This window comes from Variovorax sp. H27-G14, from assembly GCF_046156345.1.
Lineage (GTDB): Bacteria > Pseudomonadota > Gammaproteobacteria > Burkholderiales > Burkholderiaceae_C > Variovorax.
In genome coordinates this window covers 191,361-205,581 of record NZ_JAYLVN010000004.1, presented here as the reverse complement: position 1 = coordinate 205,581, position 14,221 = coordinate 191,361, and the positions used below count along the sequence as shown (strand labels likewise).

Here is a 14,221-nt window from a genome sequence, read left to right as displayed (position 1 = left end):
CGGGATCAGATCATTGCGCCGATGCCCCCGCGGCGTCCGGCGGTGCACCGTTCAACCAGTGCGCGAACTCCTTCGGAAACGCGTCGCTGAAGCGCTCCGCCTGGGCCTTGGCCTCGTCTTCGAGCCCGAGCATCTGGGCGCTTTCGATCCACTTGACGATCACGCGCGCCTCCGGCGAGAAGTGAATCACGCGCCGCGCCATCGCATGCACCTCGGCGGCATTGGCGGGCGTGACGGTGGTCAGCGTCAATTCCGCAAACTCCGCCTGACGGGCGAACAGCCATGTGCCTCGCACCTTGGCGAGCGTGTCTTCCTGGTAGGCCGCAAGGCGCTCGTCGCGCGGCAGGTAGAGCTGGCTCACGCGGATGTAGTCCCAGCCGGCGTACCCGACCACCGACAGCAGTACCGCGGCGGCAAGCGCTGACAACCTGGGCAACCTGGGCCGTGCCGCAGCGCTGCGCCGGCCCGGCCACAGGATGCCAAGACACAGCCCGAAAACCAGCTGGAACGGCCCATACCAAAGCGGGTACTCCAGCAGGCTGTGCAGCACGATCGCGCCCAGCATGCCCCACGCCATCAGGCGCGTGGGATCGCGCTCTTGCCAGGGCCTGGCGGCGAGCACCATCCAGAGAAAGCCGCCGCAGATCAGCACGGCGGCGGGAATGCCCAGCTCCACGGCCAGGTGCAGCGGGAGGTTGTGCGCGTTGTCCAGAATCTCGACGAACCGCGCGCCCGTGTAGTGGGTGCTGTAGTGCGCAAAGCTCAGTTCGCCCCAGCCCCAGCCGGTCCACGGGCGCTGGCCGATCAGCTCGAGCACGTTGTGCCACAGGATCAACCGGCTGTGATCGTCGGGCGCGCCGGTGTGCAGGCGCTGCAGCATGCTTTCGACGCCGCCGCTGCCGCCACCGACCAGCTGGGGAAGCGTCCAGGCGATGACGAAGTAGAGCGGGATGGTCGACAGCAGCACCACAGGCGAAGGCAGACGCAGCCGTGAACCATCTTTGCGTGAGCCGGCCTCTTCAGTGCGCCAGCCTCGACGCTCCCGCCTGGCGATGAAGCTCGCCACCCCCACGATCGACAGCAGTTGCAGCAGGCCCGTGCGAGACGTTGAAGCGGCCGCGGCGACCAACAGCAGCAGCGCCGCGGCCATCAGCCCGCGCCGTGCGCGCGGCGACGGATGCATGGCGTGGAGCCACAGAGCCGCGACCCAGGCCATGCTGATCAGCGTGGCGAACTGGTTGCGCTGGCGCAGGTTGCCGTAGGCCTGGCCCAGGGCGGGGGAGGTCGTCCAGGGGACGAGGGGCTCGGCGAGGCCGTAGTACTGGAGGAGGCCGAGGACGGCGCTGACGAGGCCCGCCGCCAGGATTCCCCAGGCCAGCGCAGCGGCCCCCTGGGCGGCGCTCGACATGCGTGCGCCCACCAACGCGGCCATCGCGACAGCCGCCACCGCAGCGCAGGCCGGAAGCCAGAAGCCCCATGGGTCGCCGCGGAACAGCGCAATGCACACCGCGCACAGCGCAAGCCAACCAAGCACGCCGGCGCTGGGGATGTTGCCCTTGGGGTCGCTACGCCATGCCAGGAGCGCGATACACGCCCATGCGCAGAGCAACTGCCAGACATTGACGGACGGGCCGGCCACCCAGGGGAACACAAAAGGAAGGGCGATCAGCGCCGCGCGGAGGGAGGGCATCGGCGGAATTGTGCAGCGCCAAGCCCGTCGGGCTTTTGGCGATTAGCTAACTAATCCTTACAAACGGCGGTCGCCGCCCGACAAGCGGCACGCGCGCCGCAAAGCGCCTGCGGCATCATCTTTATTTACATTCCGCCACATTTAAGTGCGCATGTTCACAATTTAACTTCGCGCTGCTCCGATGAACTCCTTATCCCGCCAGGCCAGAAACGTCCGTCGTGTCGCAGGCTTCTCGCTGGTCGAAGTGCTGGTCTCCATCGTCGTGCTGTCGTTCGGCATGCTGGGCATGGTCGGCTTGCAGGCGGCCTCGCTGCAGGCCAACCGCGACGCGCGCCTGCAGTCGACGGCGGTGGTGCTGGCGCGCGAACTGGCGGAGATGATGCGGGGCAACAAGACCCAAGCGCTCCTTGCGTCCGGCAATCCTTACCTGATGGCCGCGACAAGCCATCCGCTGGCTGCCCCCACACCGTCATATTGCCTCTCGGTCGGCCAAAACTGTGGCGTCGACGCCGGCGCTGTCGCCCAGGCCGAGCTGACCGACTGGCTGGCACGGGTGGACGATGCATTGCCAGGCGCAAGGATCGCCATCTGCCGCGACACGGAGCCTTTCGCCCCCGACGGCACCGCCCAATGGGGTTGCACTTCCACCAGCGACGGCGACCCGATCCTGGTGAAGATCGGCTGGACCCGCCCGTCATTCAACAGCAGTGACGGCGCCCAGCAGCAAGCATCGAGCCGCCCTTCCGTCGTACTGCCGGTCACGCCGGGGAGCACGCTGTGAGCGCCACTTCAAGCCGCCGCGCCGTTCGCGGCCTCACGCTGATCGAGCTGCTCGTTGCCATGGCGGTGGGCCTGGTGGTGGTGCTGGCGGCGGTGTCCGCCCTGACCGTGGCACGCCGCGGCTTCACCACGGTCGATGCCGCCTCGCAACTGCGCGACAACGGCCGCTTTGCGGCGGACATGATCCAGCGCATTGGCGTGCAGACCGGCTACAAGGACGTGTTCTTCGCCGCAACCTCCCGGCAGGCCACCACGACCGACCCCGCGCCGAGCGTCATGGGCTTCAACAACGCCAAGGTCAACCTGACCAGCCCGCTGACCACCTCCACCGCGCGGCCGACCGCCGAAGCGGGCACCGGCAGCGACGTGCTCATCATGCAGTACCAGGTGTCGCAGACCCTCACCCTCACCGCGGACACCGGCGCCGACAAGTCCATGATCGATTGCGCCGGCAATGCCCCGGCAACGGTCGCGAACGTCAACGACGCGGGGGCACGCGACGCGCGTGTGGCCAGCATCTTCTCGGTGGGCCTGAGCCAGGGCGAACCGTCTCTTCTGTGCACCTACCTGGACGCGGCGACGAACACATGGATGTCCAGCCCCATCGTGCAGGGCGTGGAAAACTTCCAGGTGCTGTATGGCGTGGACGGTGTCACGGTGGGGGTGGCCCCGGCTGCGAATGCGGCCACGCCCAACGTGCCGAACGCCTACTTGCGCGCCGACCAGATGAACGTCCCCGGCAATGCCGCCGGCACCAATGCCAACTGGCGCCGGGTGCGCAGCCTGCGCATCGGCATGGTGCTGCGCAGCGCCCAGGGTGCCGCGCAGGACGCGCAGTCGCAGACCTTCTTGCCGTTCGGTCCTGCCAAGAACAGCGCGAGCGCCGCGGCCGGCAGTGCGTTCGCCAATAGCCAGGACGATGCCGAAACGGTCTTCACGCCCACGCCCGACGGGCGGCTGCGGCAGGTATTGACCTTCACCATTCACCTGCGCAATGACCAGGGGCTTTGACATGAAGCAAACACTTCCCTTCCGTGCGGCGCGTCAGCGCGGCGTGTCGCTGATCATCGTGCTGCTGTTGCTGGTGATCGTTTCCATTCTTGGCGTGGGCGCGGCACAGATCGCCACCATGGGCGAGCGCAGCGCGCGCAACGACCGCGACATGCAGGTCGCCTGGCAGTCGGCCGAGGCCGCACTGATGGACGCCGAATTCGACATCCACGGTCCGGGCACCACCGACAGGAAAGCCGTGTTCACCGACATGGCCAACACCAATGCCTTTGTCAGCGGCTGCGGCGACTCGGGCAACAGCAAGGGCCTGTGCACGCTGGTGACGACAGGCCAGCCGGCGTGGCTGGCTGTGGACTTCAATGCCACGACCAACGCAAAAACTGCGGCCTTCGGAGATTTCACCGGGCGCGCCTTTCCAGCCGGCGACACGGGCATTCAACCGTTCAAGGCCCCGCGCTACGTCATCGAGCCGATCGAAGACCCGTCCAACCGGGACATCTCGGGCTCCACCACCAAGTACATCTACCGCGTGACAGCCATGGGCTTCGGCCCGCGCGCCGACATCCAGGGTGTCGTGCAGATCCTCTACCGCGACTGAAGCGAGCCGCCTCCATGAAAACGTCCACTTCCAATCCACGGCGCTGGTTTGCGCGACCCCGCACGCTGGCATGGCTTGCCTTTCCGTTGGTGGCAGCGGTGCTTGCGGTGTCCATTGCGGGCATCACCGGCTCGGCGCCCAACATCAAGCCCATTGCACTGGCCAGCGACCCGCTTTACGCGACCACCTCCGGCGACAAGCCGGTGCTGGCGCTGGCGCTGTCGGTGGAGTACCCGACCGTGGGCGCGCAATACACGCCCGGCGGCGACTCCGACAACACCTACAGCAACCTGAACGAATACATCGGCTACTACGACGCCAACGCCTGCTATTCGTACAACAACGCACCCACCGAGACGCTCCCCAGCGGCTTCAGTGCGTCGGACTACAAGCGCTTCGACCGGATCATGTCCAGCACGCGCACCGACCGCAAATGCGACGACGGCTTCAGCGGCAACTTTTTGAACTGGGCGAGCAGCTCGGCCATCGACATGCTGCGCCTGGCGCTGTCGGGCGGCGACCGCTACATCGACACCACCGACCTGACCGTCCTGCAGCGCGCGGTGCTCCCCAACGGAGACCCGATCTGCATGTGGAACTCCACCAACTTTCCGTCCAAGCAACTGCCGCGCGACGGTGGTGGCAGCGGCACCTACTGGGGCGCGGTGCCTCAGCGCATGATCAACGCGGCCGGCACCAACGACATCTGGGTGGCCAACACACTGAACCGCATCTACTTCGGTACGGCCAGGGGCGGCAGCTGTGGCGCACCGACCAGCTACAACCTGACCATGATTCCGTCGGCGGCGGCCATCGGCCCGATCACAAACTTCAACGGCGCCAAGCCGGCCGATGTTTCCTCCACCAGCTGCGCCGCGGAAGGCGGCAATTGCGCCTTCACGGGCGTGCGGGAAGTTTGGTACGGCGCCAACAACAGCTGGAAGGTCGCGCCCGTGTCGAACGGCGTGACCTGCAGCAATGGCGTGTTCGGCGATCCGTTGTCCGGCACGGTCAAGGCTTGCTACACGCGGGCTTACACGGGAACCTGGACGCCGCCCAGTTCGGCGAACGGCCTCAACAGCGAAGGCTATTTCTTTTCGCGCGTGAAGGTCTGCGAGAAAAAAACGGACGGCACCCTCGCCGATGCCCGCGACTACACCTTCTGCACCAAGTACCCCAGCGGCAACTACAAGCCGACGGGCACGGTGCAGAAGTACAGCGACCAGCTGCGCCTGGCCGCCTTCGGCTACCTGCTCGACCAGACCAACAGCGCGGACAACCCACCCGGGCGCTACGGCGGCGTGCTGCGCGCGCCCATCAAGTACGTGGGTGCCAAGACCTTCGACATCAACGGCGTGGAGAACACCGCGTCCGGAGGCAACGCCGGCGCCGAATGGAACGCCACCACCGGCGTGTTCGCGGCCAACCCTGACGGCAGCACGCTGACGGGCACCAACGCCGGCTTCGGCGTGAGCGGGGTCGTGAACTACCTCAACAAGTTCGGGCGCACCGGCACGGCGGGCATGTACAAGAAGTACGACCCGGTCAGCGAGCTCTACTACGAGTCTTTGCGCTACCTTCAGGGCCTGCAGCCGAGCCCCATTGCCACGGACGGCTTGTTACCGGCCATGTACGACGGCTACCCCGTGTTCAAGACCTGGGCCGACCCCTACGGAGACGGCCGCTCCAGCACGAGCAACTATGCGTGCCTGAAGAGCAACATCGTGGTCATCGGCGACATCAACACGCACGATGGCAACAATCGCTTTCCAATACCGAGCCCGACGGCGAACGTGCCGGATGTGACTGCCTGGACCAACTTTGCCAGGGCTTTCGAGACCGGCACGAACACGACCTACGTCGATGGTCAGGGCACGGACCAGCACACGACGGGCAACCCCGCCACCAACGGCAGCCCGCGCAGCGAGTCGATCATCGGTCACTCTTATTGGGCGCATACGCACGACATCCGAGGCGCCGCCTGGACCGATCAACCCACCTTGCAACGCCCCGGACTGCGCGTGAAGAGCTTCTTCTTCGACGTGAACGAATACGGCGCACAGAACTCGGACGCCACCCGGCGCAACAACAACCAGTTCTTCACGGCGGCCAAGTACGGCGGCTTCGAGTCCGACCCGGCCAACACCGGCAGCAAGCCCTTCAACACCTTCGGCAACCCCTTCAAGCGGCAGGACGGCACGGTCGACCCCAACGTCTGGCAAGACCCCGCCCGCACCGGCGAGGCCAGCACCTACTACCTGCAGAGCAACGCACGCAGCGTGCTGAACGCCTTCGACAGCATCTTCAGCCGCGCCTCCACCTCGGCACGAAGCATTGCCGGCAGCGCGGTGCAGTCCAAGTCGCTGCAGACCACCAATGCGGTGTACCAGGGCGCCTTCGACACCAGCGACTGGAGCGGTGACCTGCTGGCATTGCCTATATCCATCACCGGCACCACTGCCAGCATTTCGCCCACCGCCATCTGGTCGGCCTCGACCCGTATGGCCCAGGTTTCCGCACCTGCGACCTCGCGCACCATCGTCGTCGGGCGTCCCGGCAATGCGGTGCCGAAGGCCAGCGATTTCCTTTACGACTCGCTGACGGACGCGCAAAAAGCCGACCTGAACAAGCTGACCCCCGCGGCGGCAGCCGACACGCTAGGCCCCGACCGCGTGAGCTACCTGCGCGGCAGCAACTCACGGGAAGGCTCGCCGTTCCGCCGCCGCAACAACAAGCTGCTGGGCGACATCATCAATTCGGGCGTCGTGTACTCGGGCGCGCCGGCCACCAACATCAACTCCGCCACCTACGCCGCGTTCAGAACCGCCAACCTCAGCCGCACGGCGGCCGTGTTCGTGGGCGCCAACGACGGCATGCTGCATGCCTTCAATGCCGGCACCGGGAACGAACTGTTCGGCTACATCCCCAGCTGGATGACGCCCAAGCTGGCAGCGCTGACCGACCCCAACTACCTGTCGGCCCACCAAAGCTATGTCGACGGCCCGCCGGTGGTGGCCGAAGCACAGGTGGGTTCCACCGGCACATCGGCCGACTGGAAGACCGTGCTGGTGTCCGGCACCGGCGCCGGTGGGCGCGGCGTGTTCGCGCTGGACGTGACCGACCCGACGGCGTTCTCCGCGTCGAAGGTGATGTGGGAGTTCACGCAGGACGACGACATCGACATGGGCTTTGTCGTGGGCCAGCCGCAGATTCTGAAGATGCGCACCAGCGCCCCGAGCGCCGCGACCGCCACCTACAAATGGTTTGCGGTGGTGGCGAGCGGCGTGAACAATTACACCAAGGTCAACGCCAACGGCGACTGGAGCACCGGCAGCCCCTCGCTGTTCCTGCTAGACCTGTCGAAGGCGCCCGAGGCGGCTTGGCTCTCGGGCACCAATTACTACAAGGTGGAACTGCCCTTCAACCCTACGCTGGCCGTGACCAAGGCCACCGGCCTGATCAACTTCAAGGCGGCCATTGCCACCGGCGGCAACCGCGAAGTGGCGCAGCTCTATGCGGGCGACCTGCACGGCAACATGTGGAAGCTCGACTTTGCCAGCCACGGCACCTCCGAATGGAACATGGCGAACCTGTCGGCCTTCAAGAACGCGGGCAGCAGCAACGCGCCCTACCCGCTCTTTGTTGCGAAGGACAGCAACGGCAACGTGCAACCCATCACCATGGCCCCCACGCTGGTGGCTTCCACCAACAACACCAACGCCGTGCAGGTGGCGTTCGGCACCGGCAAGTACCTGGAGACGGACGACCGGGCGTCGACCGCGCAGAACTCGTTCTACGTGATCTACGACAACGGAACCACCGTGGCCGACGCATCGCCCGTGGGCAGCGGCGCCATCAGCGGACGTGCGCGGATGCGGGCGGCGAGCATCTCGTCGGCGGGCGCCATCACCGTTCCCTCTTTCACATGGGGACGTGCCACGGCCGACCTGACTAGCGCATCGACCGTGAGTTCAGGCTGGTACCTCGACTACGCGGTCAGCAAGGAGCGCCAGGTGAGCGGGGCGCTGCTGACGGGCAACAACCTGATCTTCGGCAGCCTGATTCCGGGCAGCGCGGGTGACTCGGCCTCCTGCGGCGTGAGCGGGGGCAGCGGCAACTCGTACATCATCAACGTGGACACGGGCTCGGGAACGCAGACCGCATCGACGGTCGGCATCATGGGCCAGCCCCTGGTGATCGAAGTGGCCAATACGGTCGTGGAAGCCAGCAACAGCACCGGCCGGCGCACGAGAAAAGTCACCAGCCAGACGATTGCACAAGGCTCCGGCGGCGTCGGCAATGCCGGCGGTGGCGCCGGCGGCAACGGGCAGACGGAAGTCATCATCATCGGTGGCCGATTGAGCTGGCGGCAGATCAACAACTACCTCGACCTGAAGCGCGGATCGTGAACATGACCAACCTCAAGAAACGCGGCGCGATGCGCGGCTTCACGCTGATCGAGCTGATGATCGTCGTGGCCATCGTTGGCATCCTGGCGGCGATTGCCTATCCGGCATATACCGACTCGGTGCTGAAGGGCAAGCGCGCGCAGGCGCGCACTGCGCTGCTGGAGTTGATGCAGCAGCAGGAGAGGTACATGACGCAGCACAACTCCTACTTGGACTTCAACACCAGCGTGACGGGGGCGCTTACCCAGGGGACGATGGCCTTGCCAGATCCCTTTCCGTTCAAGAATTACTCGGGTGACAGCGGGACGTCACCGGCTTACTGGATTACTGCTGGGGTGTGCTCTTCGACTTCGAACCCCAACGAATGCATCAAGCTGATTGCCAAACCTACGCGTACCGATGCATTGGTCGGTGATCTGACCCTTACGAGTACTGGCGTGAAAGGCTGTTCGGGCACGGCTTCGAGCGCCAACTTCAGGCTTTGCTGGCCATGAAAGTCTGTTCGTTTGGCAAGCAACTTCAGGGCTTCACCCTCATCGAGCTGATGGTCACGATCTCCATTGCGGCGGTCTTGCTTGTCATCGGAATACCGAGCTTTGTCGCATTCCAGAGAAGCTCGGAGCTGACCTCCGCCGCAAATTCATTCGTCGCCGCGTTGGGGGCGGCGCGTGGAGAGGCGATGAAGCGCGGGCTACAGGCGGTCGTCGTGCCGCTGGCAAACAACGACTGGGCGACCGGCTGGACCGTGTTTGTCGATACCGACCACAACCAGCAGTTCAATGGGTCGGACATCCTCGTCCAGCAACAGAGTGCGCTGCCGAGCTACTTCGCGGCGACGGGCCAAGGCACAGCACAACTTGACCCTGCGTACATCATGTTCAACCCGTCGGGCTACACCCAGACGAGCGGATCTGTTTTTCAGTCGGCGACGCTGAAGATCGAGCGCAATGACATCTCGGGTGCAGAGAAGATTCAGCAGACGCGGATTGTGGTGATTGCAAAGACGGGGCGGGCGAGGGCATGTCAGCCTGCGACGGATACGACGTGTACGACCTCGGCTAGCCAATAGACAATCGCCAATCGCCAATCGCCAATCGCCAATCGCCAAATTTCATAGCGATCATCGCCCTAGTTTCTCGGTCACACGCCACATTTAACTGGCAGACCATATGCGATTGCAATCAGGCTGGGCCAAAGCACGAGATTCCCAGCCTGCGATTTATGGAAATTGCAGATTTTCAACACTAAATAAAACTCGGGTGTTATAGCGCCGAAATTAATGCAGTCACACGCCCGCAGAGTAGCTCACAACTATTCGCGAGCATGCCGCGAAAAATTTTCCGCCTTTGAAAATCTCGTTATAAGATTGGGACAGCGATATCTCAATGGCAACGCACTCAATCCTGGGGCAATTTTTTTAGAAAAAATTATCCAAAAGAATTTTTGGACGTGGGACATAGTCGATCTTTAGGACATTGAGATTTTCTCTCTCGCATCTGGGCCTTGTCACTGGCCTCTACGCGTTGAACTTCGAGGGTTCGATCTTGTCGGGCGGGCGTGGCGAAGATGCACTTGAAGATCGCTTTTCGGTGTGAGTGGAGGTAAAAGTGATGATGCCCGAGGATCTCCGCATTGCATGCCGTGCTTGCGCAGCCACACTAACACCGGTAGAGCAGCACTGCATGCCGCAACACACTAGGCCTGCTAGCAGGCCAGCTCGCCTTTTTTACCTCATCAGCTTAAAAGTGAGCGTGTTGTCACGCTGTGTGCTTTTGATGCCTAATTTCATTGACACTTTAAAAAAAAGGTGTTGGTCTCATTAAGGGGCGTCAAACAAACGTAAAAAAGCCGCCCGAAGGCGGCTAATTCATTTTTTACAGGGTATTAACGGCATTCAGCAGGAGCGTACTTAGCGGGCATCGTGCCAGGGGCAACAGCGGTCAGGCCGCGCGTCGTTGCCGTCGCGTTAAGCAGAGTTGCACATGCCCAGTCGATCGAGCCGGTCACGGTGCCGAGCGGGAGCTTTTGTACATTCGGCGTGAAGACGACAGTTTTGCCAGCAGCGTCGGCGGGCAGGCCAGATTGGGCAGCGGATGACGTCGTGACAGTGATAACGCCAGTAGCCGCGGTGATTTCGACGGACTCGACGTACTTGGACTTATTTTCTGCAGCGCCCTTCGCATCCCAAGCTGCCTTGGCAGCGGTCACGCCGGTCAGACCATCCGTCTGAAAAGCTTCGCTAATCATGGCCTTCGGCGAAGTTGCTGCAATGATGGCTTCAGTCACCTTCGCACGAACCGTGTAGTCCTGATACGCCGGCAGAGCCACAGCAGCCAAGATACCAATGATCGCCACGACGATCATCAATTCGATAAGGGTGAAGCCGGCCTGTGCGCGGCGGGCGAGAGTGCGATGGTTCATGAAACTAACTCCGGGTTGGTTGGTTGTTACGCCGGGAACCTGCCCGGTGCCCAGTACCTTTCGCAGCATCTGTGCCACCCGCTTTTCAATCGTTTACACCTCAAAATTAGTGATTTTGTTCACAGTCCAGTTACAGCAAGCGACACATCTTGCTCGTGGCCGAGACAAATGGTGACAACTTTGTCACCAACCCGCACCCGGCAACCTCAAAACGTCAGCACCCCGTCCGCCTTCAGCCACCGAATGTCCCGCTGCGCCAGGCCGGCCACCTGCCGCGCCGCCAGTTCCTCGATCTGGCTCATGATTTCCTCGGTTTCGGCCGGCTTGGTGTGGGTGATGTAGATCGGGTACTGCTTGCCCGGGTCGATCAGCGCCAGTTCGTCCGCAAGCACCGCCGGCGACAGGTGAAGGCTGCGTTGCGCCAGCACCTGTTCGCGGCTGCTGAATGCCGTCTCTATCACCAGCATGGCCACGTCCAGCGCGTTCACCCGCTCCCAGAAGGGCGCGTTGCGTTCTGTGTCGCCGCTGAACACCCAGTGCGCGCCGCCCTCGGCCCGCCGAATGGCAAAGCCGCAGGCGGGCACGGTGTGCACCGCCGGCAGCACCTCGATGCGCTTGGGCGCGCGGCTGCCCAGGTGCAGCGCCTGGCCCACGGCAATGTCGTGGAAGGTGACGAAGGGCGCGTCCAGGCTCGGAATGCTCTCGAAGTCGGGCCAGATGACGTTGTTGAACACATGCACCCGCAGCGCCTCGATGGTGGCGCGCAGCGCATGCACGCGCAGCGGCCGGGCGCGGCGGCTGCCCACGGCGTCCAGCATCAGGGGCAGTGCGGCAATGTGGTCGAGGTGGCTGTGCGTGAGCACCACGTCGTCGATGGCGGCCATTTCGTCCAGCGTGAGCTCGCCCACACCAGTGCCTGCGTCGACCAGCAGGTCGGTGTCCACCAGAAACGAGGTGGTGCGGCAGCCTTTGGCGATGGCGCCCGAGCAACCCAGCACGCGAACCTGCATTGTGAGAGACCCCTTTTTTGTGTCTGTCGTCATTTGGTTTCGAACCGGGTTGCGCCGTCCCAGTCAGGGTCTTGCGGGCGCAACGCCATCGAGGCTAAACGCTGGGCGTAGAGCTGGTAAAGGACTTTTTTGGTGTCTGAGGCGAGCAAAGGGGCCAGCAGGCTGCGGCCCACGGCCCAGTCCTGGCGCCTGTAGGCGGCCAGCACGTCACTCCAGCGCGCAAGGAGCTGGCGGGTCTGCTCGATGGTCTCGGGGGTGCGCGCGGCCAGGGGGGTGAACACGACGACGACCTGGGCCTTGCCCTTGACGCGCACGCTGTCGAGCTCCTGCCACACGTGGTTTTGCGCCAGCGCGCGGGTGGCGCCGCTGGCCACGATTTCCATGCCGTAGTGGCCGCTCAGCCCCTCCAGGCGCGACGCCAGGTTCACCGCGTCGCCCACCACGGTGTAGCTGCGGCGCGCGGTGGAGCCCATGTCGCCCACGCTCATCACGCCGCTGTTGATGCCGATGCCCACGCTGATCTGCGGCCGCCCGCTTTCGCGGTGGATGCGGTTGATGTCGTGCACGGCCTGCGCCATGTCCAGCGCCGCCTGCACGGCCAGCGTGGCGTGGTCGGGGGTGTCGATGGGCGCGCCCCAGAAGGCCATGACGCAGTCGCCCATGTATTTGTCGACGGTGCCGCGGTGCGCGCTGATGACGTCGGTGAGCCGGCTGAACACGGTGTTCAAAAAGGCCTGCAGCTCGGCCGGCGCCATCTGCTCCGACAGGCGGGTGAAGTCGCGCATGTCGCAGAACAGCACGGTCATGGGCTTGCTCTCGGCGCGCATGCTGTAGCGGTCGGGGTGCACCATCATTTCGTCGACCAGCTGCGGCGGCACGTAGGTGCCGAAGAGGCGCACCAGCCCGCGCCGCGCATGCGATTCGACGAAATAGCCCCAGCTCATGTTGATGGCGAAGGCCAGCGCGGCCATCGCCAGCGCCGAGGCCAGCGGCAAGACCAGGCCGTGCGCCACGTAGAGCCAGAGGTTGAGGCCGGCCAGGCCGACCATGGTGCCCACGGCCAGCAGCAAGGCGCGCGGCGCCGACAGCAGGGACAGGCCGAAGGCCAGCAGCACGCCCGCCACCAGCACGGTCAACACCTCGTAGCCCGGCGCGTAGTCGGGCACGCTGAGCAGGCGGTGGTCGAGCAGGCCTGAGACCACGTTGGCATGCACCTCCACGCCCGGGAAGGCGGCGTCGACCGGGGTGGCCCGCAGGTCCTGCAGGCCGGGCGCGGTGGCGCCGACGAGCACGATGCGGTCTTTCAGCTCGCCGGGCGCGAGCTTGCCTTCGAGCACGTCGGCGGCCGACACGTAGCGAAAAGATCCGCCCTGCACGCCGCCGGGGCCGCGAAACGGTACCTGCATGCTGGCCGACTGATCGACCGGAATGCGCAGCCGGTCCAGCCGCAGCGATTCAAGGCGGGGCGCGGCCCCGTCCGACGCAAACGCCGGGCGCACCGCCGGAGCGCCGTTGGCAAGCCGGTACACCGCCAGCCCCAGCGATTCGTAGTAGCCGGGCTGCGCCTGGTCGCCCTGGTAGCGGGCCACGAGCGGCACGCCGCGGATCACGCCGTCGCCATTGGCGCCGACCAGCATGTTGACGAAACCCGCCACCGGCACGGCCTGGGCCAGCGCGGGCAGGCTGGCACCGAAGCCGTTCCAGGTCGTGCCGTAGGTGCCGCCCGCGGGGAAGGCGCTGAGCGCAATCAGCGGCGCGGCGGGCAGCTGGCCCTTGGCGCGAGGCGGCTGCGTGTGGTTGAAGTAGTAGCCGAGCGCCACGCGCCGGCCTTGCAGCGCCTGGGCGAAGGTGGCGTCGTGGTCCAGCGAGGGCGCGAGCCGCTCGACCTCGGGCGCCAGGCCGGGCATGTCTTTGAGCGGTCCGCGGGCCAGGGCGCGCAAACGCTCCAGGCCGGAGCTGCGGTCGGGCTCCAGGAACATCACGTCGAAGCCGACCACGGCCACCTGCTGGCGGTCGAACAGTTCGGTGGCCAGGCCGGCCATCTTGTCGCGCGGCCAGGGCCACTGGCCCTCGCGCGCCAGGCTCGCGTCGTCGACATCGACGATCACCACGCGCGGGTCGAGTGTGCGCGGCATGGTGGCGCGCAGGCGAATGTCGTAGATCAGGCGGTCCAGCCGCTCGAATGCGCTCAGCGGCCAGGCGCCGGTGGCATGCGCCAGGGCCAGCAACAGCGGCAGCAAGGTGATGGCAATGCGCGACCCGTGCCGCCGCAGCGTGCTCACGGCAGCCCGTCCCGGCGGGC

General features: G+C 65.0%; 10 protein-coding genes. 6 read left to right on the top strand and 4 right to left on the bottom strand.

Translation table 11 applies throughout. From position 1 onward, the window contains the following. Positions 1 to 10 precede the first annotated feature (10 nt). Positions 11 to 1,690, bottom strand: coding sequence for a PglL family O-oligosaccharyltransferase (locus VLK31_RS13490; RefSeq protein ID WP_409168917.1), 1,680 nt, complete (start codon positions 1,688 to 1,690; stop codon positions 11 to 13). Between the two features lie 181 nt (positions 1,691 to 1,871). Here VLK31_RS13490 and pilV point away from each other — a divergent pair, with 181 nt between their 5' ends. From pilV to VLK31_RS13460, 6 genes are read left to right on the top strand one after another with little or no spacing between them, the layout of a single operon-like run. After that, entirely contained in the window at positions 1,872 to 2,471 is a 600-nt protein-coding gene (gene pilV / locus VLK31_RS13485; RefSeq protein WP_409168916.1) for a type IV pilus modification protein PilV, read from the top strand. After that, positions 2,468 to 3,481 carry a PilW family protein gene (locus VLK31_RS13480; protein ID WP_409168915.1) on the top strand — a complete coding sequence of 338 codons (1,014 nt, stop codon included), beginning with the start codon at positions 2,468 to 2,470 and terminating at the stop codon, positions 3,479 to 3,481. Before pilV ends, VLK31_RS13480 begins: the two co-directional genes overlap by 4 nt. Position 3,482: 1 nt before the next feature. Further along, a complete protein-coding gene (locus tag VLK31_RS13475; protein WP_409168914.1) occupies positions 3,483 to 4,079 on the top strand; it encodes a PilX N-terminal domain-containing pilus assembly protein in 597 nt (198 codons plus the stop codon). Between the two features lie 14 nt (positions 4,080 to 4,093). Next, on the top strand, positions 4,094 to 8,488 hold the full coding sequence (locus VLK31_RS13470) for a pilus assembly protein (RefSeq protein WP_409168913.1): 4,395 nt from the start codon (positions 4,094 to 4,096) through the stop codon (positions 8,486 to 8,488). Positions 8,489 to 8,490: 2 nt separating this feature from the next. Continuing rightward, complete coding sequence (locus VLK31_RS13465; protein WP_409168912.1) at positions 8,491 to 8,982, top strand: type IV pilin protein; 492 nt, start codon at positions 8,491 to 8,493, stop codon at positions 8,980 to 8,982. Beyond that, the gene (locus VLK31_RS13460; RefSeq protein WP_409168911.1) at positions 8,979 to 9,557 is read left to right on the top strand and encodes a GspH/FimT family pseudopilin; all 579 of its coding nucleotides are present in this window, start codon (positions 8,979 to 8,981) and stop codon (positions 9,555 to 9,557) included. The genes VLK31_RS13465 and VLK31_RS13460 overlap by 4 nt, the downstream gene beginning before the upstream one ends. Before the next feature lie 815 nt (positions 9,558 to 10,372). Here VLK31_RS13460 and VLK31_RS13455 read toward each other — a convergent pair. From VLK31_RS13455 to VLK31_RS13445, 3 genes are all read right to left on the bottom strand, one after another. Next, positions 10,373 to 10,909, bottom strand: coding sequence for a pilin (locus tag VLK31_RS13455; protein WP_409168910.1), 537 nt, complete (start codon positions 10,907 to 10,909; stop codon positions 10,373 to 10,375). A gap of 206 nt (positions 10,910 to 11,115) precedes the next feature. After that, on the bottom strand, positions 11,116 to 11,919 hold the full coding sequence (locus VLK31_RS13450; protein WP_409168909.1) for a 3',5'-cyclic-nucleotide phosphodiesterase: 804 nt from the start codon (positions 11,917 to 11,919) through the stop codon (positions 11,116 to 11,118). 29 nt (positions 11,920 to 11,948) lie between these two features. Further along, positions 11,949 to 14,201 carry a CHASE2 domain-containing protein gene (locus VLK31_RS13445; protein ID WP_409168908.1) on the bottom strand — a complete coding sequence of 751 codons (2,253 nt, stop codon included), beginning with the start codon at positions 14,199 to 14,201 and terminating at the stop codon, positions 11,949 to 11,951. Positions 14,202 to 14,221 lie beyond the last annotated feature (20 nt).

Excerpts from the sequence above, each read along its gene's own strand:
- VLK31_RS13490 (WP_409168917.1), bottom strand. The coding sequence starts at position 1,690 with ATGCCCTCCCTCCGCGCGGCGCTGATCGCCCTTCCTTTTGTGTTCCCC.
- pilV (WP_409168916.1), top strand. The coding sequence starts at position 1,872 with ATGAACTCCTTATCCCGCCAGGCCAGAAACGTCCGTCGTGTCGCAGGC.
- VLK31_RS13475 (WP_409168914.1), top strand. The coding sequence starts at position 3,483 with ATGAAGCAAACACTTCCCTTCCGTGCGGCGCGTCAGCGCGGCGTGTCG.
- VLK31_RS13470 (WP_409168913.1), top strand. The coding sequence starts at position 4,094 with ATGAAAACGTCCACTTCCAATCCACGGCGCTGGTTTGCGCGACCCCGC.
- VLK31_RS13465 (WP_409168912.1), top strand. The coding sequence starts at position 8,491 with ATGACCAACCTCAAGAAACGCGGCGCGATGCGCGGCTTCACGCTGATC.
- VLK31_RS13460 (WP_409168911.1), top strand. The coding sequence starts at position 8,979 with ATGAAAGTCTGTTCGTTTGGCAAGCAACTTCAGGGCTTCACCCTCATC.
- VLK31_RS13455 (WP_409168910.1), bottom strand. The coding sequence starts at position 10,909 with ATGAACCATCGCACTCTCGCCCGCCGCGCACAGGCCGGCTTCACCCTT.
- VLK31_RS13450 (WP_409168909.1), bottom strand. The coding sequence starts at position 11,919 with ATGCAGGTTCGCGTGCTGGGTTGCTCGGGCGCCATCGCCAAAGGCTGC.